The 26,923-nt window shown below is 69.3% G+C and carries 25 protein-coding genes and 1 riboswitch; of the genes, 9 read left to right on the top strand and 16 right to left on the bottom strand.

The window, feature by feature from the left end:
* Nucleotides 1–110: 110 nt before the first annotated feature.
* The 3 genes from NF4_RS17795 to NF4_RS17785 all read left to right on the top strand — a co-directional run bounded on the left by NF4_RS17795 (nucleotide 111) and on the right by NF4_RS17785 (nucleotide 3,051).
* Nucleotides 111–1,304, top strand: a complete 1,194-nt coding sequence (locus NF4_RS17795; protein WP_063128455.1) for a cytochrome P450 family protein — start codon at nucleotides 111–113, stop codon at nucleotides 1,302–1,304.
* Nucleotides 1,305–1,653: 349 nt separating this feature from the next.
* Nucleotides 1,654–2,019, top strand: a complete 366-nt coding sequence (locus tag NF4_RS17790; protein WP_063128454.1) for a hypothetical protein — start codon at nucleotides 1,654–1,656, stop codon at nucleotides 2,017–2,019.
* A 120-nt stretch (nucleotides 2,020–2,139) separates the two neighbouring features.
* Nucleotides 2,140–3,051 (top strand): D-alanyl-D-alanine carboxypeptidase family protein, encoded by a 912-nt coding sequence (locus tag NF4_RS17785; RefSeq protein WP_063128453.1) that lies wholly within the window; start codon nucleotides 2,140–2,142, stop codon nucleotides 3,049–3,051.
* Nucleotides 3,052–3,282: 231 nt separating this feature from the next.
* Here NF4_RS17785 and NF4_RS17775 read toward each other — a convergent pair whose 3' ends face one another.
* Complete coding sequence (locus tag NF4_RS17775; protein WP_063128451.1) at nucleotides 3,283–3,741, bottom strand: SRPBCC family protein; 459 nt, start codon at nucleotides 3,739–3,741, stop codon at nucleotides 3,283–3,285.
* 164 nt (nucleotides 3,742–3,905) lie between these two features.
* On the opposite strand from NF4_RS17775, the gene NF4_RS17770 reads away from it, so the two are divergent.
* Nucleotides 3,906–5,009, top strand: a complete 1,104-nt coding sequence (locus NF4_RS17770; protein WP_063128450.1) for a spore photoproduct lyase family protein — start codon at nucleotides 3,906–3,908, stop codon at nucleotides 5,007–5,009.
* 201 nt (nucleotides 5,010–5,210) lie between these two features.
* Here NF4_RS17770 and NF4_RS17765 read toward each other — a convergent pair whose 3' ends face one another.
* The 9 genes from NF4_RS17765 to pcaH form a co-directional block, all read right to left on the bottom strand.
* Nucleotides 5,211–5,657, bottom strand: a complete 447-nt coding sequence (locus NF4_RS17765; RefSeq protein ID WP_063128449.1) for a 6,7-dimethyl-8-ribityllumazine synthase — start codon at nucleotides 5,655–5,657, stop codon at nucleotides 5,211–5,213.
* Between the two features lie 77 nt (nucleotides 5,658–5,734).
* Nucleotides 5,735–5,900: riboswitch (FMN riboswitch) on the bottom strand.
* A 68-nt stretch (nucleotides 5,901–5,968) separates the two neighbouring features.
* Nucleotides 5,969–6,715, bottom strand: coding sequence for a histidine phosphatase family protein (locus NF4_RS17760; protein ID WP_198165362.1), 747 nt, complete (start codon nucleotides 6,713–6,715; stop codon nucleotides 5,969–5,971).
* Between the two features lie 92 nt (nucleotides 6,716–6,807).
* Nucleotides 6,808–7,833, bottom strand: a complete 1,026-nt coding sequence (gene ligD / locus NF4_RS17755) for a non-homologous end-joining DNA ligase (protein ID WP_369690939.1) — start codon at nucleotides 7,831–7,833, stop codon at nucleotides 6,808–6,810.
* Nucleotides 7,834–8,009: 176 nt separating this feature from the next.
* On the bottom strand, nucleotides 8,010–9,221 hold the full coding sequence (locus tag NF4_RS17750; protein WP_063128447.1) for an acetyl-CoA C-acetyltransferase: 1,212 nt from the start codon (nucleotides 9,219–9,221) through the stop codon (nucleotides 8,010–8,012).
* A gap of 18 nt (nucleotides 9,222–9,239) precedes the next feature.
* Nucleotides 9,240–10,019: an IclR family transcriptional regulator domain-containing protein gene (locus NF4_RS17745; RefSeq protein WP_063128446.1), complete on the bottom strand. Its 780-nt coding sequence runs from the start codon at nucleotides 10,017–10,019 to the stop codon at nucleotides 9,240–9,242.
* Complete coding sequence (pcaDC, locus tag NF4_RS17740; RefSeq protein ID WP_063128445.1) at nucleotides 10,016–11,248, bottom strand: bifunctional 3-oxoadipate enol-lactonase/4-carboxymuconolactone decarboxylase PcaDC; 1,233 nt, start codon at nucleotides 11,246–11,248, stop codon at nucleotides 10,016–10,018. Before pcaDC ends, NF4_RS17745 begins: the two co-directional genes overlap by 4 nt.
* Nucleotides 11,249–11,290: 42 nt before the next feature.
* Entirely contained in the window at nucleotides 11,291–12,643 is a 1,353-nt protein-coding gene (locus NF4_RS17735; RefSeq protein ID WP_063128444.1) for a lyase family protein, read from the bottom strand.
* 9 nt (nucleotides 12,644–12,652) lie between these two features.
* Nucleotides 12,653–13,279, bottom strand: coding sequence for a protocatechuate 3,4-dioxygenase subunit alpha (pcaG, locus tag NF4_RS17730; protein WP_063128443.1), 627 nt, complete (start codon nucleotides 13,277–13,279; stop codon nucleotides 12,653–12,655).
* The gene (gene pcaH / locus NF4_RS17725) at nucleotides 13,272–13,994 is read right to left on the bottom strand and encodes a protocatechuate 3,4-dioxygenase subunit beta (protein WP_063128442.1); all 723 of its coding nucleotides are present in this window, start codon (nucleotides 13,992–13,994) and stop codon (nucleotides 13,272–13,274) included. The genes pcaG and pcaH overlap by 8 nt, the downstream gene beginning before the upstream one ends.
* A gap of 148 nt (nucleotides 13,995–14,142) precedes the next feature.
* Here pcaH and NF4_RS17720 point away from each other — a divergent pair, with 148 nt between their 5' ends.
* Both NF4_RS17720 and NF4_RS17715 read left to right on the top strand, forming a co-directional pair.
* Nucleotides 14,143–14,889, top strand: a complete 747-nt coding sequence (locus tag NF4_RS17720) for a CoA transferase subunit A (protein WP_063128441.1) — start codon at nucleotides 14,143–14,145, stop codon at nucleotides 14,887–14,889.
* Nucleotides 14,886–15,542: a CoA transferase subunit B gene (locus NF4_RS17715; protein ID WP_063128440.1), complete on the top strand. Its 657-nt coding sequence runs from the start codon at nucleotides 14,886–14,888 to the stop codon at nucleotides 15,540–15,542. The genes NF4_RS17720 and NF4_RS17715 overlap by 4 nt, the downstream gene beginning before the upstream one ends.
* A gap of 25 nt (nucleotides 15,543–15,567) precedes the next feature.
* On the opposite strand, the gene NF4_RS17710 is transcribed toward NF4_RS17715, so the two are convergent.
* Nucleotides 15,568–16,476, bottom strand: coding sequence for a LysR family transcriptional regulator (locus NF4_RS17710; RefSeq protein ID WP_063128439.1), 909 nt, complete (start codon nucleotides 16,474–16,476; stop codon nucleotides 15,568–15,570).
* A gap of 124 nt (nucleotides 16,477–16,600) precedes the next feature.
* On the opposite strand from NF4_RS17710, the gene NF4_RS17705 reads away from it, so the two are divergent.
* From NF4_RS17705 to NF4_RS17695, 3 genes are all read left to right on the top strand, one after another.
* Nucleotides 16,601–17,842 carry an MFS transporter gene (locus tag NF4_RS17705; protein ID WP_063128438.1) on the top strand — a complete coding sequence of 414 codons (1,242 nt, stop codon included), beginning with the start codon at nucleotides 16,601–16,603 and terminating at the stop codon, nucleotides 17,840–17,842.
* Nucleotides 17,839–19,020, top strand: a complete 1,182-nt coding sequence (locus NF4_RS17700) for a 4-hydroxybenzoate 3-monooxygenase (protein WP_063128437.1) — start codon at nucleotides 17,839–17,841, stop codon at nucleotides 19,018–19,020. Before NF4_RS17705 ends, NF4_RS17700 begins: the two co-directional genes overlap by 4 nt.
* Nucleotides 19,021–19,199: 179 nt before the next feature.
* Entirely contained in the window at nucleotides 19,200–20,666 is a 1,467-nt protein-coding gene (locus tag NF4_RS17695) for an aldehyde dehydrogenase family protein (RefSeq protein ID WP_063128436.1), read from the top strand.
* Nucleotides 20,667–20,688: 22 nt separating this feature from the next.
* Here NF4_RS17695 and NF4_RS17690 read toward each other — a convergent pair whose 3' ends face one another.
* The 5 genes from NF4_RS17690 to NF4_RS17670 all read right to left on the bottom strand — a co-directional run bounded on the left by NF4_RS17690 (nucleotide 20,689) and on the right by NF4_RS17670 (nucleotide 26,921).
* Entirely contained in the window at nucleotides 20,689–22,134 is a 1,446-nt protein-coding gene (locus tag NF4_RS17690) for an ABC transporter ATP-binding protein (protein ID WP_063128435.1), read from the bottom strand.
* Complete coding sequence (locus NF4_RS17685; RefSeq protein WP_232330531.1) at nucleotides 22,131–22,904, bottom strand: ABC transporter permease; 774 nt, start codon at nucleotides 22,902–22,904, stop codon at nucleotides 22,131–22,133. Before NF4_RS17685 ends, NF4_RS17690 begins: the two co-directional genes overlap by 4 nt.
* A 26-nt stretch (nucleotides 22,905–22,930) precedes the next feature.
* Nucleotides 22,931–23,860 carry an ABC transporter permease gene (locus NF4_RS17680; RefSeq protein WP_063128634.1) on the bottom strand — a complete coding sequence of 310 codons (930 nt, stop codon included), beginning with the start codon at nucleotides 23,858–23,860 and terminating at the stop codon, nucleotides 22,931–22,933.
* Nucleotides 23,857–25,392: an ABC transporter substrate-binding protein gene (locus NF4_RS17675; RefSeq protein ID WP_063128433.1), complete on the bottom strand. Its 1,536-nt coding sequence runs from the start codon at nucleotides 25,390–25,392 to the stop codon at nucleotides 23,857–23,859. The genes NF4_RS17680 and NF4_RS17675 overlap by 4 nt, the downstream gene beginning before the upstream one ends.
* Before the next feature lie 212 nt (nucleotides 25,393–25,604).
* Nucleotides 25,605–26,921, bottom strand: a complete 1,317-nt coding sequence (locus tag NF4_RS17670; RefSeq protein ID WP_063128432.1) for a ferredoxin reductase family protein — start codon at nucleotides 26,919–26,921, stop codon at nucleotides 25,605–25,607.
* Nucleotides 26,922–26,923 lie beyond the last annotated feature (2 nt).

The raw sequence follows: 26,923 nt of genomic DNA, 5'->3' as shown, positions 1-26,923 counted from the left end.
CTGTGCCGGTGCTTCCGGCGCGGAGTGTGGAGACAAGCGGTGAGGACGAACGATTGACACAGCGCGATCCAGCGCCTCTCCCGGCTCCAGCGGAATCCCGCCCTGCGCGGATGAGCTATCCCGAGGACCGAGTTCCCCTGCACGCCCCCGAATTCGCCACCGACCCACACCGCGCCTACCGGGAGATGCGTCGCCGCTCGGGTTCGCTGGTGCCCGTGGAGCTCGCGCCCGGCGTCCCCGCGACCCTGGTCGTCGGGTACAGCACCGCGCTGCGCATCCTCAACGACCCGGACCGTTTCCCCGCCGACCCCCGCACCTGGCAGCGCACCGTCCCCGCCCACTGCCCCGTGCTCCCGATCATGCAGTGGCGTCCCACCGCGAGCCGCAACACCGGCGCGGATTTCCATCGCTACCGGGAAGCCATCACCACCAGCATCGGCAACGTGGACCTGCGCACCCTGCACACCACGGTCGAACAGGTCGCCATCTCGCTGATCAACGAGTTCTGCGAATCCGGTAGCGCCGACCTCATCACCCAGTACGTTTTTCCGCTCACCTTCACCATCGTCAACACCCTGCTGGGCTGCCCCGCGGAAATCGGCCAGCGGGTGGCCGCCGGGATGGCCGCCCTCGTCGAAGGCGTCGACGCCGAGAACGGCAACCAGATGATCAGCGCGGCGATGCTGGAACTCGTCGATCTCAAACGAACCGAACCCGGTAACGACATAACCTCCGAGCTGCTGCGCCATCCCGCCGAACTGAACCAGGAGGAAATGGTTCACCAGGTCGCCGGCCACTATGGCGCCGGTATCGAGTTCCAGCAGAACCTGATCGCCAACACCCTGCTGTTCATCCTCACCGACGACCGTATGAGCAGCGGTGTCCTCGGCGGCAGCCTGTCTACCCTCGACGCTCTCGACGAGGTCTTGTTCAACGACCCGCCCCTGGCCAATTTCCTCATCACCTACCCCCGCCACCCCATCCTCGTCGACGACGCCTGGCTCCCCGCCGACGAACCGGTCCTGATCAGCATGGCCGCCTGTAACAACGACCCGGCCGTCCGCTCCGACGACCACGTCGGCAACCGCTCCCACCTGGCCTGGGGCATCGGCCGCCACGCCTGCCCCGCACAGTCGCTGTCATATCTGATCGCCCAGAACGCCATCGACCAGCTCCTCGACGCGCTCCCGGAAATGGAGCCCGCGCTACCCGGCGGACAGCCCACCTGGCGACCGGGCCCCTTCCACCGCGCCCTGGCCGAACTACCCGTCCGCTTCACCCCCTCCGCCAGGTTGAACCTGTAGTTCATCAGCTGCCGCTCGCCGAACCGAGCGGTTCGGCGAGCTGGTCCGCGATATCGCCGAAATGGCGCCTACGGAAACGCCGAGTTCGTCAGCGATGCAACCACCTCACTCCGATCGCTGGATGATCGATGCCTGCGGCGAATCGACTTCGGCGGCCGGATCGGAACGGAAGCCCTTGGTGCGCATCGAGTCTGATGAGGGTGCCGGGAGTAGAGGTGGCAGGCCGTCGTCGAAGCCGACGCCGACGGTGGGCGGATGCCGAGATATGCTGCCACGGCCGCGAGTTCACCGGTCTTCGGGCAACAGGCGGCACTCCCATGCGATCAACCGAGAGGATGTGGCCGGTAGCGTGAGTAGCTATCTGGTTGTCCAGCTGTACTGCACCCCCGCGCAAGCCGATTCCGTGCGGTCGGCCGCGGCCGGTGAACTGGCGAAGTTCCCCGAATTAGCGGGGGCGAGAACAGAACTGGCGCCGAAGGCCGAGGGCGAGCACCGGATGCGCCTGGAGTGGGCCGAGGAGCACCCCGGCCAGGATCCGGGTGACCGCACCTACTTCTCGCTCGAGATGACCTCCCCGGTCGATGCGCCGGAGTCCGTATTGCGGAAAGCGGAGGACCAGATCCTCGAGTGGATCGATACGACCTTCAACGACGAGGCGAACGATATCGCCGAGGTCCAGTGGGCGAGCTTCGCGGAGATCAGGCAGGACGCCTGACGGCTCCGCGCCCCGCCGCGGACGGGGGCTGCCGGAGCCGGGCCCGGCCGGCCGGGTGAGCCACCGCGACTCCGATCGCAAATCCCGCTGTTCGAGGAGGTCAGCCGCCACAATGTGGCGATGCGAACCTATGTCCGTGTACTGACGGCGGCCGTCGCCGCAATACTCGTCGTCTTCGCGCCCACCGCCGCGGCGGCCCCGATCCCCGGCGGCTCGGCTCAGCTTCCGTTTCCGCTGACACTGCAACCGGAAGGAGTACGGGCGCCGGCGGCGGCGCTGGCGGAGGCCGGTACCGGACTGATCGTGTGGTCTCGGCAGCCGGATATCCGCGTTCCGATCGCCAGTATCACCAAGGTGATGACGGCGGTGGTCGTGCTCGAATCGGGCGATCTCGACCGCCCGGTCACGGTGCCGCGCGCGGCCGTCGACTATGCGGCCGCCTACGGCGGCAGTACCGCCGGTCTGGTTCCCGGCGAGGTGCTCACCGCGCGCCAGTTGCTGTACGCGATGATGCTGCCTTCGGGCTGCGACGCCGCCTATGCCCTGGCCGAGGCATTCGGGCCGGGTCAGGACGCTTTCATCGCCCGGATGAATGCCACCGCGCAGCGGCTGGGGATGCCGAACACGCATTTCAGCGATCCCAGCGGCCTGCCGGCCCCCGACGATTTCGCCACGTACTCCACTCCGGCGGAGCTGGTGCGGCTCGGCCGGCACGCGATGGCCGACCCGGTCTTCCGCGAGATCGTCGGATCGCAGGTCCACCACCTGCCCGCCGGTCCCGCGAACCGGGACCACGTCTGGGAGACCACCAACGGGCTGCTCCGTGATTATCCGGGCACCGCCGGAATCAAAACCGGGTCGACGAACGCTGCCGGCACCTGCCTGTTGTTCGAAGCCTCCCGGGGTGCGCAGCGGCTGATCGGTGTGGTTTTGAACAGCTCACCCGACGATCTCGCCGCCGCGGCGGGCGACGCCGCGCGCATCATGGATTGGGCTTTCGTCCCGATCCTCAGTGGGCTGCCGGTCGGCTGACCGGGCAGTCCTCCGCGCGCCGGTTCCGGAGAAGGAGGGCCGCGGGACCTGCCAGGAGTACCAGGCCACCGGCGTCCACGGCCGCGACGCGTAGCAGCTCCGGGCGGCCGGTTTCCGGTCGGCTGGTATCCGGGACAGGATTCTGCACTCCGGTCACCGTGGCACAGCAGGCCGGCCGGTGCGAGGCGGACGCCGAACCGTCCGGTGCCTCGCCCGGCCGGTCCACCGGATTCAGCTCTGTGGTGTTCCGCTGTTGCGGGCCTCGACGGCCGCGACCGTCTTCCGGAACGCATTCCGCAGGATGCCTCGGCCGACAGATCCCACCACGGCCCCGAGCACCCGGCCCGTCGCGTTCTTGCCCTCACGGACCACGACGACATCCACGTCGGTCTTCCCGTCCGGGCGGGGTGTGAACTGGTAGGTGTGGCCGGAACGGCCACCCCACAGGTTGGAGTCGGTGGTCGTCATGACCACCCGGTGCGGGTTCGACCAGTCGTAGTGCAGGCGTTCCCAGATTCCGCGCGACCCCTCCGTGACGTCGGCGTCGGTGGGACCGCGGGTGTGCAGCTCCAGGTATTTGTCCGTGCTGTTCCCGAACAGTTCCGCGCGGCCCGGCCCGAAATCGGTGAGCGCGGCGACGAACTGTTCGGGTGTCGCGTCGGTCGTTTCCGTGAAATGGAGAGTGGCCATGGGTGCTCCTGTGTTGGCGGTGGCTTCGTCTCGGTGACCAGGAACTACGCGTGTCCTATCCAGGATAGGAAGCGAGCGGGGTCCGGGGAGCGCCGGCGGTGTCGCCGGACACACGGGCCGCCGATTCGCGCCGGGATGTCGGGGGTGTGCAGTAGGCAGGGGGCATGACAGCCTCCGCCGCGGCACCGGGCCCGGTCCGGCCCACACCGGGACCACGCTTGCTGGATGTCCGTCGCCTGTGGGCCGAACCGGACGCGCTGGCGAGCCCGCGCGGGCAGCAGGTGCGGGCGCGATTCCCCGACGCCGAGATCATCCCCGTCTCGTCCCACTGGCAGATCGACCGGTTGCACGGCAACGCGGGCAATATCGACCGCTGGATCCGGGTCAAGACCGAGGACCTGGTGCTCGGGGTCAAGAAATCGCTGACGGCGCGGGAGAACGGGCGCTCGGCCGACTGGATCGCCCCCTCGACCTCCAACGGCTGCGCGATGGCGTGTGCCTACTGCTACGTTCCCCGCCGCAAGGGGTACGCCAACCCGATCACGGTGTTCACCAATATCGACAAGATCGTCGGCTACCTCGCCCGTCATGTGCGCAGGCAGGGACCCAAGACCGTGCCGAACCAGTGCGATCCCCAGGCGTGGGTCTACGACCTGGGGGAGAACAGCGACTGCTCGATCGACGCACTGGTCAGCGACAATGTCGCCGACCTGATCACGGCGTTCCGTGCCTGGCCCACCGCGAAGGCCTCGTTTGCCACCAAATACGTCAACCGCGGTCTGCTCGACCTGGACCCCCGTGGCCGGACCCGGGTCCGGTTCTCGCTCATGCCCGAGGCCGACTCTCGGCTGCTCGACCTGCGTACCACGCCGATCCGGCAGCGGATCGCCGCGATCGACGACTTCGTGGCGGCGGGCTACGAGGTGCACGTCAACTTTTCGCCAGTCGTCCTCCGCCCGGGCTGGGAGCGGGAATGGGCGGAACTGCTCGAACAGCTCTCGGACGGGACCGGCGCAGCTTTCCGGGCCCAGGCGGCCGCAGAGATCATCATGCTCACCCACAACGAACAGTTGCACGAGGTCAATCTCGGCTGGCATCCCAGGGCCGAGGACCTGCTGTGGCAGCCGGTCGTCCAGCAGGCCAAACGCTCCGGTTCGGGGATGTGGAACGTGCGCTACCGCAACACCGTGAAAGCCGCCGGGGTCGCTTCCCTCACCGGTCTCATCGCCGAGCGGACGCCCTGGCTGACGGTGCGTTACGCGTTCTGAGGTGCCCGGTGCCGGCCGGGGCCGCATGGGCCCCCGGCCGAAGTCGCCCGCGCGGTGCTGTTCCTCGCGTTCGACGCCACCTACCCGACCGGTGCCGGACTCGTCGTGGACGGCGGTGGTTCGCCGCTCGGAGAGGTGCCGATTCCGATGACCGGAACGCCGCCGGGGGACAGCCCACCCGGCGGCATCCGGCATGCGGGGTCAGGCAGGGATCGGGGCCGCGGTCACCGTGGCCGCGATGGCGGCGGCCAGTTCCGCACCCTTGATCTCGAAATGGCGGGTGAAGTACTCCAGATGCTCGGCGTGTTCGTGGAAGTGATGCGGGGTCAGGACCGCCGAGAAGACCGGTACCCCGGTGTCGAGCTGTATCCGCATCAAGGCGTCCACCACGGTCGCCGCCACGAAGTCGTGCCGGTAGATACCGCCGTCCACCACCAGGGCACAGCCCGCGAGACCCGCGTAACGACCGGTGGTGGCCAATTGTTTGATCCGCAACGGGATCTCGAAGGCGCCGGGGACTTCGAACACCTCGATATCGACGATACCGCGCTCGGTGAGCCCGGCTCGGCAGGCCGCGACGGCCCGATCGACGATCTCGGCGTGCCACCGGGCGGCGACGAGTGCGATGCGATTCGGTGTGGGTGACATTCTGTTCCTCCTGCTCGCTGTGTCACCCAGGGCATGACGACGCGAACAGGAGCCACCCGCGGGCGGGCACTCCGGTGCCGCGTTCTCTTCCATCCGGACTGTGACCGTCGGCTCCGGGATCACACCGGAATCTGCTCGACCCACCGTGTCCGAGGACACTGTGGCGCTCGCGGGCTCGTGCACCGGATCCGACCGGATGCCATGACCGCCGGTGGGGAATTCCACCCCGCCCTGAGAACGTGTACGAAACGGACAGTAACAATGCCGCGACCCCGGGACAACCCGGCAGCCGTCCGCCCGGCCCCGGACGATCATGTTCGCGGGAGGTGCGCGCGGTGGTCGTAATACAGCAGACGGTAGTCGCCGGCCTCCTCCGCCCACGCGGTGACCGAGGCGTTTCCGGCCAGTCCCTGCGCGGCGACGGCGAGCGTCCCGGCGTCGTCGAGGTGCTCGAGCAGGCGGCGCAGCAGCAGGATCACCGCATCGTGCGCGACGATGAGTACCCGGCGGTGCCGGGTATCGGCGGCAATGCGGTCGAGCACCCCCGCCACCCGGGCGGCGACATCGTGGAAGGATTCGCCGCCGGGCGGCCGGTAGCCGAGCGGGTCGGCCTGTTCGGCCGCGTACAGCTCGGGGTAGCGCTCCCGCACTTCCGAAACGGGAATATGTGCCAGCGTGCCGCGGAACCGATCGTACAGACGCGGGTCGGTCACCCGGCAGGGCAGCGCCACGCCCGCCGCCCGGAGTTCGGCTTCCGCGAGTTGCCAGGTCTGCACCGCCCGGCGATACGGGGAGCACAGGACGATCTCCGGAAGCTGCTCGGGCGACAGCGCGGCAGCCCATCGCCCCAGGGCGGCGGCCTGGCGTTTTCCGAGATCGGTCAGCTCGATGACCATATCGTCGGCCTCGGCGGGGCTCGCGGGCCGGATACCGGCATTGATGGTGCTCTGGCCGTGCCGGACCGCGTAGAGCAGGCGGGGGCCCGGGTTGTCGTGATGGGTAGCGGAATATTCGGGCGCGCCGGACGTTTCGTGGTCGGCGGGCGGCTGTGTACTCATACCCAGAGGATGTACCGGGAGACGCCGTGGTGCCGGGAATTCCGGATACCGCGGCGGAGGTCCGGGCAGATCACGAAACCCGGGATCCGGCATTACGCGGGCATACCCACCTCGTCCGGGGTCTTGTCGTTGCGCAGCCCCCGCCAGGACGGATGCCGCAGCACCTCCCCGGTGTACTCGCGGTATTCGATATCGCCGACGAGTACCGGATCCACCCAGTGCGGGGTCCCGGGCCGGCCGAAGCGTCCCGGGGTCAAGGGGAACAGCGCCTCGGAGCGGGGGATCTCGTCGAGCCGGGCCCGCAGCGCCCGGCGCGCGGCCGTCGTGAACCCGGTACCCACATTGCCGATGTGCACCAGCCGCCCGTCGGCGTCGTGGGCGGCGAGGATCAGCGATCCGAATGTCGCGCCCGCCGATCCGGTGCCGGCGGTCCAGCCGGCCACGACTGCCTCGGTGGTCTTGCGGATCGGGGTCTTGATCCAGGACCTGGAGCGGCGGCCGGGGTGGTAGGTGGAGTCGAGGCGTTTGGAGACGATGCCTTCTAGCCCGTTGTCCCGCGCCGCGGTGAGCAACCGGTCGGCGGATGCGCCCACCCAGTACGGCGGGGTCTGCACCGGAGCGGTGTCCAATGCGAGGGCCTGCAGGCGGTCGCGCCGGTCGAGGTAGGTCAGCCCGGTTACGTCGGCACCGGCGTCGGTGAGGATGTCGAACAGGAACAACTGCACCGGCACCGCACCGATCAGCGCGCGGCCGGGCCGCGCCACGTGCATCCGGCGCTGCAGCAGGCGGAACGACGGCGCCCCGGCGGGGGTCTGCGCGATGATCTCGCCGTCGAGCATCAGATCCCGGCCACCGAGGTGGCCGGTCAGAGCGATGACCAGGTCGGGATAGGAGCCGGTGATCTCGCGGCGGTTGCGGCTGTAGAGGCGGCAGTCCGCGCCCGAGCAGATCACGATGGCGCGGACCCCGTCCCATTTCATCTCCACCGCCCAGTCCGGTGCATCCGGCGGGCGGCCCGAGGTGGCGAGCATCGGCGCCGGGACCGCCGCCCGGTCCGCGGGGCTCAGTGGCCGGTGCTCCGGCAGGCGACCGCGGCCGCGGGCGCGGTCGGGCGCCACCGGAATGCCGCGGCCCTGTCCCGGCCGCCTTCGAACTCGCCTGCCATGCCTACCTCCCGCTCGACGAAGCCGGATAAAGCCTGGTAGGGCGCAGAATACGGCGTGTTCACGCGGTGGCCGGGCAGACACGCGGGGCTTCGGTCGCGATCCCTCCGGTGCTGCCTGTGCGGGTTCTTCTAAGCGATTCGTTCGAAAACCGCCGCCAGTCCCTGGCCACCGCCGATACACATGGTTTCCAGGCCGTAGCGGCCTTCGCGGCGGTCCAGTTCGCGTAGCAGGGTGGCGAGGATGCGGGCCCCGGTGGCGCCGACCGGGTGGCCCAGTGAGATTCCCGAACCGTTGGGGTTGAGGCGTTCGTCGTCGGGTTCGATCTTCCAGTTGCGCAGGACCGCGAGGGTCTGTGCGGCGAAGGCTTCGTTGAGTTCGATGACCGACATGTCGTCGAGCGTGAGATCCAGTCGCGCCAAGGCCTTTTCGGTCGCGGGTACCGGTCCGATGCCCATGGTGCGCGGCGGTACTCCGGCGACGGCCCAGGAGGCGAGGCGGGCGAGGGGGCGCAGGCCCAGGGTGCGGGCGCGGGCGGGGGTGGTGACGATGCAGAGCGCGGCGCCGTCGTTCTGACCGCTGGCGTTACCGGCGGTCACCGTGGCGTCGGGATCGAGACCGCCGCGGATCGGGCGTAGTTTCGCCAGGGCTTCCACGGTGGTGTCGGCCCGGGGGTGTTCGTCGGTGTCGATGAGGATCGGGTCCGATTTCCGCTGGGGTACCGCGACTCCGACGATTTCGTCGGCGAACCGGCCGGCCCGCTGGGCGGCGACGGCCCGCTGGTGCGACTGCACCGCGAGCGCGTCCTGCTCCGGGCGGGTGATGGAGTATTCGGCGCGCAGGTTCTCCGCGGTTTCGATCATGCCGCCCGGGACGGGGAAATTGCTGCCTCCCGCGCTGACCCGGGCGCGGGCCAGCCGGTCGTTGAGGGCGATACCGTCGCCTTTGACGCCCCAGCGCATATCGGTGGCGTAGAACTCCGCCCGGCTCATGGATTCCGTACCGCCGGCCAGCACCAGGTCGCTGCCGCCGGTGGCGACCTGCATACACGCCTGCAGGACGGCCTGTAGTCCCGAGCCGCAGCGTCGATCGACCTGCAGGCCGGGTACCTCGACGCCGAGTCCGGCGTCCAGTGCCGCGATCCGGCCGATCGCTGGTGCCTCGCCGTTGGGGGAGGCCTGGCCGAGGACGACGTCGTCGATGTGGTCGGCGGCCAGGCCGGTGCGGTCGAGGAGTTCGGTGATCAGGCCGGCGGCCAGGGTTTCCGGGGCGACGTCTTTGAACACCCCACCGAACCGGCCCACCGGGGTGCGCAGGGGTTCGCAGATGACGGCGTCGATCATGGCATTCCTTCGTCGTACTCAGGCGCGGTTCTGTACCTGCGCGAGATCGGTGCTGATGGCCGCGGCCGTGGCCAGCAGCGGGGGCAGCAGGTCGGCCCGTACGCTCTCGGCGGTGTAGCGGGCGGCATGGGTGGAGATGTTCACCGCGGCGCACACCGTGCCGGTGTGGTCGCGGATAGGGGCGGCCATCGAGCGCAACCCCTGCTCGAGTTCCTGATCGACCAGGCAGTAGCCGGATTCCCGGGTGTGGTGTACCTGTTCGCGCAGTTCGTCGGCGGTGAGGACGGTGCGGTCGGTGAGCGGGGTGAGAGCGACTTTCGCGAGGTACTCCTCGAATGCCGCCTCGGAGAGCCCGGCCAGCAGTACCCGGCCCATCGAGGTGCTGTAGGCGGGGAAGCGGGTTCCGATGGTGATCGAGACGGTCATGATGCGGCTCACCGGTACGCGGGCCACGTAGACGATGTCCTCGCCGTCGAGGATGGAGACCGAGGTCGATTCGTGTACCTGGTTGGCGAGGCTTTCCAGATGGGGTCCCGCGACCTCGGGCAGGCTCAGACTCGACAGATAGCTGTAGCCGAGTTCCAGTACGCGGGGGGTGAGCCAGAACAGCGAGCCGTCGGTGCGCACGTATCCCAGTTCCACCAGGGTCAGCAGGAAGCGGCGCGCGGTCGCCCGGGTCAGGTCGGTGGCCTTGGCCACCTCGCTGAGGGTGCGCCGGGGGTGGCCGGCGTCGAAGGAGCGGATCACGGCGAGGCCGCGGCCCAGCGACTGCACGTAGTCCGGTGAGGGTTCGGTCATGGTCGATGTATTTCCTCGTCGGCGGGTCCGGCCGCGGTATCGTCGGCCGGGCGGGACCCGACACCGTCGGCCAGTGCCGCCTTGCCGAGTCCGAAGGCGAGGTTACTGTTAGGCACACCCGCGTAGACCGCGGTGTGCAGGAACACCTCGGCGAGCTCGGCCGGCTCGAGCCCGGCCCGCAGTGCCGCGCGGATATGCATATCGAGCTCGTGGGTGTTGCCCACGGCGGTGAGCACGGCCAGGGTGAGCAGCCGCCGGGTGTGCTGATCCAGGCCGGGCCGGCTCCAGACATCGCCCCAGGCGGTGCGGGTGATGAAATCCTGGAACGGCTCGGTGAATTCGGTGGTCCCGGCCACGGCGCGGTCGACATGGGCGTCCCCGAGTACCGCGCGCCGCATCCGCATCCCCTGCTCGAATGCCGCGGCGCGTTCGCGCCGGCCGGCGATATGCGCGGTGATCAGCGCCGACACCTGCCCGGCCTGTTCGACATTGGCCAGGTGGGCGGCGGGATCGAGCACGTGCAGTACAGAATTCGCGATCCCCGCGGCGAGGCGCCGCATATCGTCGGGTGTGGTGGCCGGGTCCTGGGCACCGGCGATCACCAGGGTGGGTGCGGTGATCCGGGCGAGATCGGGGCGCCCGTCCCAGTGCGCGAGGGCGACACAGCAGGCGGCATAGCCCGCGTCCGGTGTGGCGGTGACCATGGCCCGGCTGCGGGCGGCGAGCTCGGGGTCACGGGCGGCGAGGCCGGCGGTGAACCAGCGGCCCACCACGGCTTCGGCGAGAGAACCGGTGCCCTCGGCGCGTACCGTGGCGGCCCGGTCGAGCCAGGTCTGCGGGGTACCGAATTTCGCGGCGGTGCAGAGCAGGGTCAGAGTGTGGACCCGGGTGGGATGGTAGGCGGCGATCCGCTGGGCGACCGCACCGCCGAGCGACAACCCGACCAGGTGCACCGCGTCGCGGCCCAGCCGGTCCAGCAGCGCGAGTACATCACCGGCGAGTTCGGCGATGGTGTAATCCCCTGCTGGAGCGGGGGATTCGCCGTGGCCGCGTAGCTCGACGGCGAGTACCTCATGGCCGGTGGCCAGCGCGGCGATCTGCGGGTCCCACATCGACCGGTCCGAACCGAGCGAGCCCAGCAGGACGACGGTCGGCGCGTCACCGGTGGGGCCGAAAGCCCGGTAGGAGAGCTCGACGCTCGTGGTCGGATCCGCTGCGGTCGACGCCATATCACCTGTTCCGTTCGGTTCGTTCTCGGTCGTGTCGCCGGGTCACTGTGGCCCGGCGGTTTCGTGGGTGGCCGGACCGCCGACCTCGTCACCGCGTTCGTCGAGGACCCGCGTGACGAAATCGGCCGCGTGGCCCAGATATCCGGCCGGGTCCAGCAGTTCCCGGACCCGGTCCACGCCCAGGTATTCGACGATCTCGGGGTCGCTGTCCAACGCCGGCGGGTCGGCGGTGGCCGCGGCGGTGACGATCTGGCGCGCCCGCTCGGTATGTTCGGACAGTGCCGCGGTCACCCGCTCGGCCAGCAGCAACCCGCCGGTGACCGCGAGATTGCGTGACATCGCCGCGGGATCGACCCGCAGCCCGGCCAGGCTCTGGGCCAGCCGGTGGGCGGCGCCGCCGCTGAGGCGGAGTAGTTCGGTGACGGTTTCCCATTCGGCGTGCCAGGCTCCGGCGGCACGCTGCATTTCGTGGTCCATCGCGCCGAGCGCGGTCGCGACCAGCCCGGGGACGCGCCGGGCCGCGGCGCGCGCGGTGATCGCCGCCACCGAGTTCCGTTTATGGGGCATCGCCGACGAACCGCCGGGCGAATCCTCGCTCACCTCACCGATTTCGGTCGCGGACAGCGCCACGATATCGGTGGCGATCTTGCTTACCGCGCCGGCGGCCACGCCCAGGGCGGCGGTGAGTTCGGCGACGGGTGTGCGGTCGGTGTGCCACGGCACCCGCTGCGGAGCCAGCCCGAGTTCCGCCGCGAGCGCGTCGGCGACCGCCGGGCCGTGCGGGTACAGCGCCGCGAGGGTCCCCGCGGCACCGCCGAACTGGACCGGGAGGTCGGCCAGCGCGGCGGTGACCGAGCCCGCCGCCCGGTCGAGTGCGACGCACCAGCCGGCCGCCAGCGCACCGAAGGTGGTGGGCAGTGCCTGCTGACCGAGGGTGCGGGCGGCCATCGGGGTGTTCCGGTGGTCTCGGGCCAGCGCCGCGGCGGAGTCCGCCGCGGCGCGCAGGTCGTCGACGACCAGCGCGCCGGCCCGCTGGGCCAGCAGCGACAGGGCATTGTCGAGGATGTCCTGGCTGGTGGCGCCCTTGTGGACGGCTGCCGGTGGCACATTCGCCGCGGCGCAGGCCCGACGCAATTCGCCGACGAGCGGGATGACCGGGTTACCGCCGGCCACCGCGGCACCGCCGAGCTGCTCGGGGTCCAGTCGCCGGGCCAGCTCCGGTCCGGCCGCGTCGATGGCGTTCGCGTATTCCTCGTCGAGTACCCCGGTGGCGGCCTGGGCGCGGGCCAGCGCGCACTCGACCTGGATCAGTGCGGTGATCCAGGCACGGTCGGACAGGGTGGCGCCGAGTTCGGCCGCCCCGAAAAGCGGATCGAACAGCTCTCCACGCGGCACTCGGATCTCCTAGAAGTGGAAGAACGGCGTCTCGGCGCCGTCCGGGTCGGCGTCCTGTACGACTATGTCGAGGTGGTAGCCCTCGGCGGTGGCGGTGGCGATCAGCTTGTGCCGCTGGGCCGCCGGCAGTGCGGCCAGGACGGGATCGGCGGCGTTGGCGGACTCTTCGTCGGCGAAGTAGAGCCGGGTGACCAGCCGGTTGAGCATGCCGCGCGCGAAGATCGACACGTTCAGATGCGGTGCTTCGGTTTCTCCATCGCCACCGACCAGGGCCCCGGGTTTCACCGTGGTGAACCGGACGGTGCCGGTCGCGTCGGCGGGGCACCGGCCGAAACCGCGGAAAGCGGGGTCGGTCTGCGGTCGCGGGTCGTCCGGATGCTCGAATACGCCGTCACGATTGGCCTGCCAGACCTCGACGAGCGCGTCCGCGATCGGGGTCCGGGCTCCGTCGCTCACCGTCACTGTGACGGTGATGGCGTCGTCCGTGCCCGGGGCCACCACGTCGGGGCCGTCCGGCCAGGGCAGTCCGATGTGGAGGAAGGGGCCCACGGTCTGCGACGGGGTGGGGCCGAACTCCACCGTGGTGAAATCGCCGCTGGTCAGCGGATAGCGGGGGGCGAAATCGGTGTCATTCATCGTGGTCGTCGTCCTCCTCGAACGGGGTCGCGTCGCGGCCGCGCAGCACGATGTCGAACCGGAAGCCCACCGCCCAGTTGTCGGTGGTGGCCTCGTAGTCGAATGCGCTCACCATGCGCTGGCGGGCGCCGTCGGGGACCGAGTTGTAGATCGGGTCCTGGAAGAACATCGGGTCGTCCGGAAAATACATCTGGGTCACCAGGCGCTGGGTGAAGGCACGCCCGAACAGCGAGAAATGGATATGGGCGGGGCGCCACGCATTGTGGTGGTTGCGCCACGGATAGATGCCCGGCTTGATCGTGGTGAACGAGTAGTGTCCGTCGCGGTCGGTGAGTACCCGGCCGACGCCGTCGAAATGCGGGTCCAGCGGGGCCGGCCACTGATCGCCCTGGTGCCGGTAGCGCCCGGCGGCATTGGCCTGCCAGACCTCGACCAGTGTGTTCGGTACCGGTTTGCGATCGCTGTCGAGGACCCGGCCGTGCACGACGATGCGCTGTCCGGCCGCCTCGCCACCGCGGGCCAGTGTCAGGTCGGCGTCCGCCTCGGTGATCCGGCCTTCGCCGAGCACCGGACCGGTGAGTTCGCCGAGTCGCTGGGGGAGCAGGATCAGCGGCTGTTTCGGGTGGCGGAGGGCGGTGGTGCGGTAATCGGCGAAGTCGAGCGGTGCTTCCTCGTCCTTGTCGATACTGCGGTACCGCGGGGGCAGTTGGAGCATGCGCGACCTCAGGTTCGGGATGTGGACATTGCTACGGGATGCGAACAGCATAGGACCCGACTCGGGCCGGATCAATCGCCGTGCGCGCGGTTCACTATACGCACATGAGTTCACATTCCGCACAAATCTGGTTACTGTGGAGCGCGTGATGGACAAAGTCATTGCCACAGCCGCCGAAGCGGTCGCCGATATCCCCGACGGCGCGTCCCTGGCCGTCGGCGGATTCGGGCTGGTCGGGATCCCGGAACTACTGATCAACGCGCTGCTCGAACAGGGCGCCACCGAACTGGAGGTCGTCAGCAACAACTGCGGCACCAATGGCTTCGGTCTCGGTGTGCTGCTCGCGGCCCACCGGATCCGCCGCACCATCAGCTCCTACGTCGGCGCCAACGAGGAATTCGCCCGCCAGTACCTGTCCGGCGAACTCGAAGTCGAGCTGACTCCGCAGGGCACCCTCGCCGAGCGGATGCGGGCCGGGGGTGCCGGGATTCCGGCCTTCTTCACCCCGGCCGGCGTCGGAACCCAGGTCGCCGAGGGCGGACTTCCGCTGCGCTACGACGGCGCGGGTGGGATCGCGGTGGCCTCCCCGCCGAAGGAGACCCGGGTGTTCGACGGTGTCACCTATGTGCTCGAGCGGGGGATCGTCACCGACTACGCGCTGGTCCACGCCTGGAAGGGCGACCGGCACGGCAACCTCGTCTATCGCGCCAGCGCCCGCAACTTCAACCCGCCCGCGGCCGCGGCGGGCCGGATCACCATCGCCCAGGTCGAACACCTGGTGGAACCCGGCGAACTGGACCCCGATCAGGTGCACACCCCGGGGATCCAGGTCCAGCGGGTCATACCCGTCGGCAAGGTCGAAGTAGGAATCGAGAACAGGATGGTGCGCGCATGACGCTGACCCGCGAACAGATGGCGGCCCGGGTCGCCGCCGAACTCGAAGACGGCCAGTACGTCAACCTCGGCATCGGGATGCCGACGCTGGTGCCCAACTATCTGCCCGGTGACATCACTGTCGTGCTGCATTCGGAGAACGGTGTCCTCGGGGTGGGCCCGTATCCGACCGAGGACGAACTCGATCCCGAACTGATCAATGCCGGCAAGGAAACCATCACCGTGCTGCCCGGCGCCTCATTCTTCGATTCCGCGCAGTCCTTCGGCATGATCCGCGGCGGCCAGGTCGATGTGGCGGTGCTGGGCGCGATGCAGGTCAGCGCTCGCGGCGATCTGGCCAATTGGATGATTCCGGGCAAGATGGTCAAGGGGATGGGCGGCGCCATGGACCTGGTGCACGGCGCCCGGCGGGTGATCGTGATGATGGACCACGTCTCGCGGTCGGGGGAGCCCAAGATCGTCGGAGAGTGCACCCTGCCGCTGACCGGCCTGGGCTGTGTGGACCGGATCATCACCGATATGGCCGTGCTCGACGTGACCGAGCGAGGACTGGTGCTGGTGGAAACTGCTCCCGCTGTGACTGTCGCCGAGGTCCGGGCGGCCACGGGGGCTGCCGTCGAGGTCTACGACGCCCTGGCCGAACGGGTCGGCTGAGGGCGATGCCGTGAATTCGGCCTGTTCACAGGACCGGCAGCTTGTCCATGGCCGTCCGGATCACCTCCAGGAAGAAACGCTGCGCCGCGCTGCGTCCGGGCGCGTGCCGGGTATAGGCGGCCACCTCGACCGGTTCGATGGGCCAGGGCAGCGCGAAGATCCGCACGGAATGGGTCCGGGCCAGCGCGCGGGCGACCCGCTCCGGGACGATCGCGACGAGCTCGCTGTCCTGCACCACGTACGGCAGTGTCGCGAACCGGGTGACCCGGACCGCGATGCGGCTTTCCAGCCGATGTTCGATCAGGGCCCGGCGTGGACCCAGATGGCCGCTGCCGCCGTCCACCACCACATGCCGCTCCCGCTCGAGCTCGGCGTGCGTCGGGGTGCGGGTGCCCAGCCGCGGATGGTCGGCGGCGACCATCCCCGCGTACCCCTCGGTGAACAAAGGGGTCCGGCGCAGCCGGGGCGAATCGAGGACCGGGCTGGCCACGATGGCGTCCATCTCGCCGCGTGCCAGCCGATCGGTCGCGGTGTCCAGGTCGAACGCCTGGACCCGCAGACCCGCCTGCGGCGCCTGGGCCGCCAGTTCGGCCAGGACCAGCGGCAGTACCGTCACCTCACCCAGATCCGAGAGGCCGAGGGTGAAGCGGGTGGGCCGGTCCGGATCGAAGTCCGTGGTCGCGCCCAGTGTTTCGGTGACCTCCGCCAGTGCGGCGCGCAGCGGTGGGTACAGCCGTTCGGATTCCGAGGTCGGAACCAGGCCGCCGGGCCCGCGGACGAACAGTTCGTCGTCGAGCCGCCTACGCAATTTGCCCAGCCCGTAGCTGACGGTCGGCTGAGTGACGCCCAGCAGATCGGCCGCGGCGGTGACACTGCGCGTCTCGTAGAGCAGGACGAATGTCCGGACCAGGTTGAGGTCCACCTCGGATGCCATAGATCTCCTCTATTCCACTTCAGAAAATCATCTATTGGATTTCTGATGAAGTGGAGCTTAGCGTGAGTGCCGTCACAGACCGGGTCGCGTCGTCCGACCCGAAGATCAGAAGAGAACCCCCATCATGAACAAACTGCTGTCGTGGCCGGCCGCGCTGTGCTGGCTCACCGTGCTTCTCGACGGGTACGACCTCGTCGTCCTCGGCGCGGTCATTCCGACCCTGATCGACGAGAACCACGCCGGGTTCACCGCGTCGGGCGCGACCTTCGCCGCGACCATCTCTCTGGTCGGCGTCGCCATCGGCGCCGCCGGAGTCGGTCCGCTCGCCGACCGCTACGGCCGCCGCTCGGTCCTGCTGGCCTCGATCGCGCTGTTCTCGGTGTTCACCATCGCGGTGCCGTGGGCCGGATCGGTGGCCGTGTTCGGCGCCTTCCGGTTGCTCGCGGGGCTCGGCCTCGGCGCCTGTATGCCGACCGCGCTCACCTTCATGGCCGAGCACATGCCCGCCTCGCGCCGGGCCTTCGCCAGCACCTTCACCATGACCGGCTACCACTTCGGCGCGGTCCTGGCCTCGCTGTTCGCGCTCTGGCTCGTGCCGAACTGGGAGATCCTGTTCTATGCCGGCGGTATCGCCGGATTCCTGCTGCTACCGCTGATGTGGTGGAAGCTGCCCGAATCGGATGCCTATCTGGCGGTCCAGGGCACAACCGAACGCGTCGGCCCCACCGTGGTCCTGCAGCCGCAGTACCTGCGCACGACACTCGGCGTGTGGGTCGGCTCGTTCATGGGACTGCTGCTGGTCTACGGACTCAACACCTGGCTGCCGAAACTGATGCGCGACGCCGGATACAACATGTCGACCTCGCTGACCCTGCTGCTGGTGCTGAACGTCGGCGCCATCATCGGCCTGATCGTCGCGGGGACCCTGGCCGACCGACGCGGCACCAAACCGACCATCCTGGTCTGGTTCGGCGCGGCCGCGGTGCTGCTCGCTCTGCTGAGCATCAAGGTGCCCAACACATTCCTGCTCAATGCCCTGGTGCTGGTGACCGGCATCTTCGTCTTCTCGGCCCAAGTGCTCGTCTACGCCTATGTGACCCAGGCCTACCCGGCCGAGGTCCGCGCCACCGCGCTCGGCCTCGCCTCCGCGGTCGGCCGCCTCGGCGCCATCTTCGGGCCGAGTATCACCGGTGCGCTCATCGTGGCCGGTTCCGCCCATCCGTGGGGCTTCTACTTCTTCGCGGTGGTCGCCGCGGTCGGGTTGCTCGCGCTGGCGACGGTTCCACGTCTGGCCGCCCGGCACGCGGAACCCACGGCGCCGGCACCGATCACCGGACCCGACGATACGAAGGAGTACGCACGGTGACCACCACTCGGACCCAGGTAGCGATTGTCGGGGCGGGCCCGGCCGGGCTGCTGCTCTCCCACCTGCTGCATCGCTGCGGAATCGACTCGGTGGTCCTCGATATCCGCAGCCGGCACGAGATCGCCACCACGATCCGCGCCGGAATCCTCGAAGCGGGATCGGTGCGGACCCTGGTCGACACCGGAGTGTCCGATCGGGTGATCACCGACGGCGACCGGCACGACGGTGTGGTGTTCCGGTTCGGCGGCGAGAATCACCGCATCGATTTCCAGGAACTGGTCGGCGAATCCGTCTGGCTGTACCCGCAGAACGATGTCTTCGTCGACCTGGCGGCCCGCCGGGAGACAGACGGGGGCGATGTGCGCTACGGCGTCTCCGATACCGCGGTCGACACCTCCGGCGGACGGCCCGTGGTGTCCTTCATCGATTCCGACGGCCGCCCCGGCCGGATCGAGGCGGAACTGGTCGTCGGTTCCGACGGCTCCCGGTCCATCTGCCGCAAAGCCTTCCCGGCCGGGACCCGCGGTGAATGGTTCCGCGAATACCCGTTCGCCTGGTTCGGGTTCCTCGCCGAGGCGCCGCCCTCGCATCCGGAACTGATCTACGCGCAATCCGAGCACGGCTTCGCGCTGGTGAGCCAGCGCACGCCCACGATGCAGCGGATGTATTTCCAGTGCTCACCCGGCGAGCGGCCCGAGGACTGGGACGACGACCGCATCTGGGCGGAGATGCGCCGCCGGGTGAACGGGAACGGTTTCGAGATCCAGGAGGGGCCGATCAGCGCGAAGATGGTGCTGCCGTTCCGCTCCTTCGTCACCGCCCCGATGCGTTACGGCCGGTTGCTGCTCGCCGGCGATGCCGCGCACACCGTACCGCCGACCGGCGCCAAAGGGCTCAACCTGGCGCTCGCCGATGTCCGCGTACTGCACGAGGCGATTACCGACTTCCTCGCCGGCGCCGGGGACGAGGCCTTGGAGCGATACACCGACCGGGCTCTCGACCGGGTGTGGAAGGCCCAGCACTTCTCCTACTGGATGACCACCATGCTCCACTCCGTGGAGGGAGCGTCTCCGTTCGATATCGCACGGCAGCGCGGCGAACTGGCGCTGGTCACCGGTTCCCGGCACGGCGCCGCCTATCTGGCGGAGGCCTATACCGGATGGCAGCAGGCGGCCTGACCGCGACCGCTCGCCCACCCGGCCGCGGCTGCCGGATATCCGCGCGAGGGCAGGGCCGGTCCCGATCCGCGCCGCCGGATGCGGCGCAAACGACACAGCCGGCGGGTGCGGCGAGGATACTCGTCCTCGCGGCCCCTCCCTCCCTTCTACGCACCACACCGCACGTCAGGAGTTCCCCGATGACCACCACCGCCGATTCGGCCACCACCGCTTGGCGCGACGCACTGTTCGACGGCGCCTTCCGTGGCGTCTCCCGCACCCTGACCGTGGTCTCGCCGGCCACCGGCGCGGTGCTCGACACCGTGGGCGAAGCCGGGACCGCCGAACTGGAGACAGCGGTGCGCTCGGCGACGGCGGCGCAACAGGACTGGGCGGCCCGTACCTACGACGAACGAGTGGCCGTCCTGCTGCGCGCGGCCCAGCTGCTGGGCGAGAACCCGGACCGGCTCGGTTCCTGGCTGGTCGCGGAAGCGGGTTCGGGGCAGGGTAAGGCGGCCTTCGAAGTCGGCCTGGTGAAGAGTGAACTGCAGGAGTCCGCGGCCCTGGCCGCACACCCGTACGGGGAGATGCTCCGCTCCGGGAAACCGCGCCTGTCGATGGCCCGCCGGGTTCCGGTGGGGGTCGTGGGTGTGATCTCGCCGTTCAACTTCCCCGCCATTCTGTCGATGCGGTCGGTCGCCCCGGCACTCGCCCTGGGTAACGCGGTCATCCTCAAACCGGATCCGCGGACCCCGATCTCGGGTGGTCTGGCCCTGGCCGAATTGCTGCGGGAGGCGGGGCTGCCCGCCGGGGTGCTGCACGTGCTGCCCGGCGGCGGTGAACTGGGTGCGGCGATGGTCGAACACCCGCGGATCCCGTGCCTGTCGTTCACCGGCTCCACGGCCGCCGGCCGGCGGATCGCCGCGGCGGCCGGGCCGCTGCTCAAGAAACTGCATCTCGAGCTGGGCGGTAACAATGCACTGCTGGTACTACCCGATGCGGATGTGCAGGCGGCCGCGTCGGCGGGCGCCTGGGGATCTTTCCTGCACCAGGGGCAGATCTGCATGACCACCGGCCGGCATCTCGTGCACCGGTCCGTCGCCGAGGAGTACGTGGCCGCCCTGGCGGACACAGCGCGGCACATTCCGGTGGGCGATCCCACCGACCCGGGCAACGCGCTGGGTCCGATCATCGATGCCGGCCAGCGCGATCGGGTCCACGGATTGGTCACCGCGGCCGTCGAGGCGGGCGCGACGGTGGCGGCGGGCGGGCAGTTCACGGATCTGTTCTATCGGCCGACCGTTCTCACCGGACTCACTCCCGACAATCCCGCCTGGACCGAGGAGATCTTCGGCCCGGTGGCGCCGGTCCTGGTCTACGACACGGTCGAGGAGGCCGTGGATATCATCAACGCCTCCGAGTACGGCCTGTCCGTGGGCATCCTCACCGGCGACGCGTTCAAGGCCTACGAACTCGCCGACCGGATCGTCTCGGGCGCCGTGCACATCAACGATCAGACCGTGGACGACGAGGCGCCGATCCCGTTCGGCGGTCTGAAGGCCTCCGGAGTCGGCGGCCGGTTCGGCGGGCCGACCGCCAACCTCGACACGTTCACCGAAACCCAGTGGATCACTGTGCAATCCGAGATCCAGCGGTACCCGTTCTGACCCGGCCGCGCCCACCGCGGGGTCAGGCGAGCAGCGCCTTGGTCTCCACCGCGTGCGGGGCGGTCAACACCTCCGCGGTGCGGCCCTGTTCGACGACGGCGCCATTGCCGAGGACCACGATCTGCGGGCAGTAGGCGGCGATCACGGCCATATCGTGGCTGATGACGAGGGTGCCGATACCGCGGGTGTGCCGGGTGCGCTCGATCAGGTCCATGATCGACCGGGCGGTCCGGTCGTCGAGCGCCGAGGTTATCTCGTCGCAGATGAGGATGTCGGGCTCGGCACCGAGTGCGCGCGCGACGGCGACGCGCTGGCGCTGGCCGCCGGACAGCGCGCCGGGGTAGCGGTGCAGTAGATCGGGCGCGAGGTCGACGCTGCGTAGCAGGTCGGCCGCGCGCTCGGTGACCTCGGAACGGGGGGTGTTCCCGGCCAGGCGTAGCGGTCGCGACAGGGCTTGCAGGACCGTATGTTTCGGGTTCAGCGTGGACAGCGGGTTCTGCGGGATCAATTGGACGCGGCGCCGGTCGCGCCGGGTTCGGCGGGCCCGGCCGACGGCCAGTGGACGGCCGTCGACCACGAGGGTGCCGGTGGCCTCGGTGTGTATTCCGGTGAGCACCCGCGCCAGGGTGGTTTTTCCGGCCCCGGACGGCCCGGCCAATGCCACCGAGCCTCCGGCCGGGACTCTGAGATCCACGGAGTGGAGCAGGCGGGTGCGCCCGGCCGTCGCGCAGATCGCGGCGGCGTCCAACGCGGGCCGCCCGGTGCTCGGTGGCTCCGTGGCGCGTGCGGCGAGCCGGGCCAGCGCGGTCCGTGATTCACCCAGTTCGACGACCTCGTCGGCGAGGCCGTGCAGGATTTCGGTGTGGTGCCCGGAGACCACCAGCGCGAGCTTGTCCTCGGTGGCCAGCGAGCGCAGGAGGTCGGCGATCGTATTGCGCAGATTTCCGTGCAGACCGGCCAGTGGTTCATCGGCCACCAGGACGCCCACCTCGCGCACGAGGGCGACAGCGAGCGCGACGCGCCGCTGTTCGCCGCCGGACAATTCGCCGGACCGCCGGCGCAGGAAGGATTCGGGCAGGTCCACCCGGGCGAGGGCGGCGCGGAGCATACTGTCGCTCGGCCGGGACGCTGCTTCCTCGAGGAGGGTGCGTACGCGCATGACGGGGTTGAGTGCGGCGCCGGGGTCCTGATCGACGAATGCGATGTTGCGCCGCCGGAAGTCCTGCCGCGCGACAGGACTCAGGGTGAAGACATCCTGTCCGGCGACGTGCACGGTGCCGCGCGTTCGGGTGGCACCGGGCGACAGGTGTCCGAGCAGCGCCCGCATCAGCGTGGTCTTGCCGGTCCCGGAGGGCCCGGTCAACGCGACCATGGTTCCCGGCGGTACCCGCAGGGATATCGGTGCCAGTAGTTCGGCACCGGACAGTGCGTGGATCGACAGCTCGTCGACGACTACGCCGCCGCTCATATCGGCCGTTCCCCGGCGAAGGCGGTCACGGCACTGTTGACGCTCACCGCCAGCAGGCCGATGGCCAGGCTCGGGGCCAGCACCGCCGCCGGATTGAGCAGGATTCCCGACGCGTTCTCCCGGACCATCACCGCCCAGTTGGCGGCGCCCAGCGAGGCGGGCAACTGCAGAAACGACACCGTGCTGACGATGTAGATGGCTTCCACGAACCGCAGGCCGAGCTGGGTGAGCAGGGTGTGACGCAGATTCGGCAGCAATTCGCGGAACACCAGGTAGCCCGGTCGTTCTCCACGCGCGCGGGCGGCCTCGACGAAGCCCGCTCGCGCGACACCACTCGCGGCCGCGGCGAATACGCGTGCCGAATACGGGGTTCCCACAACGACCGCGACAGTGATCAGGCCGGCGGTACCGGACTCGGGCCAGGACAGCATGAACAGCAGAATCGCCAGCACCGGCGGCAGCAGCATGCACAGATCCGCGGCGCGTTCGATCCACGCGCCGGCTCGTGTGTACAACGCTGCCGTCGAACCCAGGAGGGCCGCGCAGGTGGTGACCAGCCCGGCGATGACCGCGGCGAGCACCAGCAACCCCCAGCCGCCGTGCAACAGCTGACTCGTGACATCCTGGCCGATCCGGTCGCCACCCAACCAGGCTCTGCCGCTGGGCTTTTCGAACGCGATGCCCACGGGATAGTCGACCGGATGCGGCGCGAGGAAGGGACCGGCCACCGCGACCGCGGCGATCAGGACGGCGGGGGACACGGTCGCCACCACGCGACGGTGAATGAGCACGGGCGTCATCGCCGGCCCCGGTTCGCCCAGATGCGGATGCCGTCGGCCGCCAGCAGGACACCCATGATCGTGGTGCCGGTCAGCGCCACGATCGCGGCGACCAGCGCCGTATCGCGGTCGGAGACGGAACCGGCGATCAGCGCCCCCACGCCCGGGTAGTTGAATATCGTCTCCACCACGAGAGCACCGCCGAACAGGGTGCCCACCGAGGTCGCGAAAGACGCCGCGATGGCCGGGAGCGCGAACGGAACCACATGCCGGAGCAGGACCGTCCGCTCCGGTAGTCCGTTCAAGAGGGCGTTGTCGACATGGGGAGCCGTCGCCGCGTCGAGCACCGCGCCCCGGACGACGCGCGCGTTCCAGGCTGCCTGCGGCACCGCCAGCGCGACGACCGGCAGCACCAGCATTTCCGGGCTCGCCGGATAGCCCGATCGATCGGTGAAGGTCACCGAGGGAAGAACACCCAGCCACAGCGAGAACACCAATACCAGGACGATCGCTACGACGAACTCCGGAATCGCGGTGGCGAAGGCCGTACCCGGTTGCAGTACCCGGGCCGCGAGACCGGAGGGCCGCGCCGCCCACCACATCCCGCACAGCAGCGCGGCCGCCACGGTGACCAGCATGGCGATCGAGGCCAGCAGCAGCGTCTGGGGGAAGTTCTCGGCCAGCAGCTCGTTCACCGACTGCCCATGAGCGGTGGTACCGAAATCACCCGTCACGGCACCGGTGAACCAGGACCAGAAGCGTTCCGGTAGCGGGCGGTCGAGACCCAGTTCGTGTTCCTTGGCGGCGATTCGATCCGCCGGCGCGTCTCGCCCGAGCACGGCGCGTGCGGCATTGCCCGGCAGCAGATCGACCACCAGGAAGACCAGGGCGAGCAGGACGAACAGCAGAGCGAGCCGGCGCGCCACCAGACCGGCGACCTTCCTCAACTCGACAACCACGCTCGTTCGAGTTGCACCCGGCCGTACCCGCCGAGGTCGGGCAGCCCCTGTACCGAGGCGGCGGCGATATCGATACCGTCGGCCATGCCCCACACGAGGTAACCGCCGCGGTCGTACTGGATCCGCTGGATCTCTCGGCTGGCCTCGACGAACTCGGCGCCGGCGGGCGCGGCGAGGGCCCGGGCGTAGGCCTTGTCGAAGGCAGGATCCGCGAAATCCGTCTCGTTCCACGCGGTCTGCGATGTCATGACCTTGCTGGCGAAGAACACCACCGAGTCGTTGGTACCCCAGTTGACCGTGTAGAAGGGCGCCCGCAGCCAGGTCCGGTCGTAGAAGTCATTGGCCTCCTGGACGACGACCTCGATCTTCAGACCGGCATCTCCGGCCTGGGCGGCGAAAACCCGGGCGGACTCGACTTCGCCGGCGGCCTCCTGTTTGGTCACCAGTTGGTAGGTCTTCGACGTGTCGAATCCGGCCTCCGCCAGTAGCGCCTTCGCCCGGTCGATATCGCGCGTGCGCTGCGGCAGGGAGCGGTCGAAGCTCGGATCCGCGGTACCGAGAACATCGTTGGCGACCGTCCCGTAACCCGACAGGACCTGGGCCACCATCGCGTCACGATCGACGATGAGACGCAGCGCCTCCCGCACCCGCGGATCGGCGAACGGCCCGTCGGAAGTACGCATCGCGATGGCCACCGCGACATCGTCGGGCCGCCGGACGACCTTCAGATCACCCCGGCTTTCCGCGGTGCGCCCGGCTACCGCGCCGACACTGGAAGCCAGATCGATCTGACCGGCCATGATCGCGTTCGACATGGATTCCGGGCTCTCGAACAAGGTGACCTCGATCGCGTCGAGCAGGGGCGGGCCGCCGTGCCAGGTCTCGTTACGCACCAGCCGCGCGTTGCCGCGGTCGAAGGATTCGAGCCGGAACGGTCCGCTGCCCACACCTTCGGCGAAATCGGTGGTGCCCTCGGGTACCACGAATGTCATCATTCGGAGCAGCAACGGCAGCTGACTGTTCGGCGCGGCGCAGGTGAGCACCACCGCATTCGGGCCCGCCGGCCGGATATCGGCCACCGAGGACACCGGAACCTTGGTTTCCCCGGCCATCTCGCGCAGCCGGCGAAGCGACCACACCACATCCGCCGAGGTGACCGGCCGGCCGTCATGGAAACTCGCACCGTCGGCGAGAGTGAAGGTCCAATTCCGCTGATCCTTGTCCGCCTCCCACCGCGCCGCGAGTCGTGGAGCCACATTGGGGTCGGCGCCGGGCACGGTCAGCGGATCGTAGAGGAGCGACATGATCAGGAAATCGCTGTCGTTGCTCAGCGTGGCGTGCGGGTCGCGCTCGATCTTCGACGACTTACCCAGCGCCCCGACGCGCAGCGTTCCGCCGGGTCTGGGCGGGCCACTGGCGCCGTCACTCGAACCGGGAGAACCGTTTCCGCACGCCGCGAGGGCCAGTATCGCGCTCACACCGAGGCCGGCTCGGAGCAATCGGCGCCTGTTGATATCCACTACCCGACCTCGTCCGCTTGCCCGATCAGAGGTTAGCCTCTGCTAACTCGATTGAGGTTATCGTGCTGTGCACATCGGGACAACAGCTGTGGCCGGTCGGTGCGGACTCAGGCGAGTGCCACAGCGAACCAGGCGCAGGCGGCGAGCAGGACTAGGGTGATCGCCCATACGGCGCGGGTCGTGTAGGTGTGTCGCACAGTCGGGCCTCCGGATCAGACGAAGGTGAAGCGTTCGGTATGGACGCGGTCGGCCGGTACGTTCAGGGCGGCGAGGGCGTCCTCCATGGCGGTGACCATGGGTGTGGGTCCGCAGATGAAGTACTGCCGGTGTCGATATCGGTCGGGCAGGTGGCGCTGCACCAGTGCGCGGTCGACGAACCCGCTCTCCCCTTCCCAATCCGGTGGCGGGTCCTGGGGAACCGGCACGACGGTCAGATCCAGGCGTCGGGACACTCTGACGATCTCGTCGTCGAAGGTCTGTTCGTCCATGGTCCGCACCGCATAGATCAGCAGAAACGGGCGACGGTCGCCGCGGTCGACCATGGTGCGCAGAATCGAGATCATGGGCGTGATGCCGACGCCGCCCGCAATCAGCACGAACCCAGGGCCTTCGTGGCGATCGGGGGTGAACACGCCATGGGGGCCGTCGAGGAAGGCGCGGGTGCCCGGGGCGATGTCGCCGGCGGCGGAGGTGAAATCGCCGAGGGCTTTGATGGTGATCCGGACGCGGCCGTGGTCTTCGGCGCTGGAGGAGAACGAGAAGGGGTGGGCCGTGACGGCGAAGGGGGATCGACCGACGGTCAGCCATCCGAACTGCCCCGGCCGGAACCGCAGACCGTCGTGCCCGGCCGGGGCAAGAGTGAGGGTCCGGGCATCCCCACGTTCGGCGGTGTTCTGCTCGACATGCCACGGCCGCCACAGTCGCCGGATCGGTGCGACGACCCGCACCCACACCAGGAGCCCGACCAGCGCGACGGTCATCACCGTCCACAACCACACCTTCCAGATGGCGTCCAGGTAGTAGCCGACCAGCAGCATATGTGCCAGCGCCAGAGCCACCACCGCCACCGAGAGCACGCCGTGCAGCAGGTGCCACACCTCGTAGCGGATCCGCAGGCGCCGCCGCCACACCGAAGTCGCCACCACGATCAGCAGAAGCACTGTGGAAGCCACCGCGCAGCGGGCCCGCCACGGCGCCTCGGCGAGGTTCAGCAGCGCCACGATGTCGACGCCCCCGATCTGGAGCAGGATCGGGTGGGCGAGAACGAACGCCAGTGCCACATAGGAGATCTGGCGGTGGAACTGCACCAGGGCGTCCTCGCCGAAAGGTGCCGCGACGGCCCGGAATCGGGCGACCAACGCGAACTGCGCGCCGAGCATCGACATTCCCACGAAGCCCAGTGCCACCGAGAATTCCACCCAGAATCCCCGGCCGCCCTCGACGGGTCCGATGACGGCGAACACCAGCGGCACCACCGCCACCGCCACGTACAACGCGATCCATCCGATCCCCCGAACCACCACAGACACCG

This window comes from Nocardia fusca NBRC 14340 (assembly GCF_001618425.1).
Lineage (GTDB): Bacteria > Actinomycetota > Actinomycetes > Mycobacteriales > Mycobacteriaceae > Nocardia > Nocardia fusca.
The sequence above is the reverse complement of the archived record's forward strand: the minus strand, read 5'-3'. Positions and strand labels throughout refer to the sequence as shown.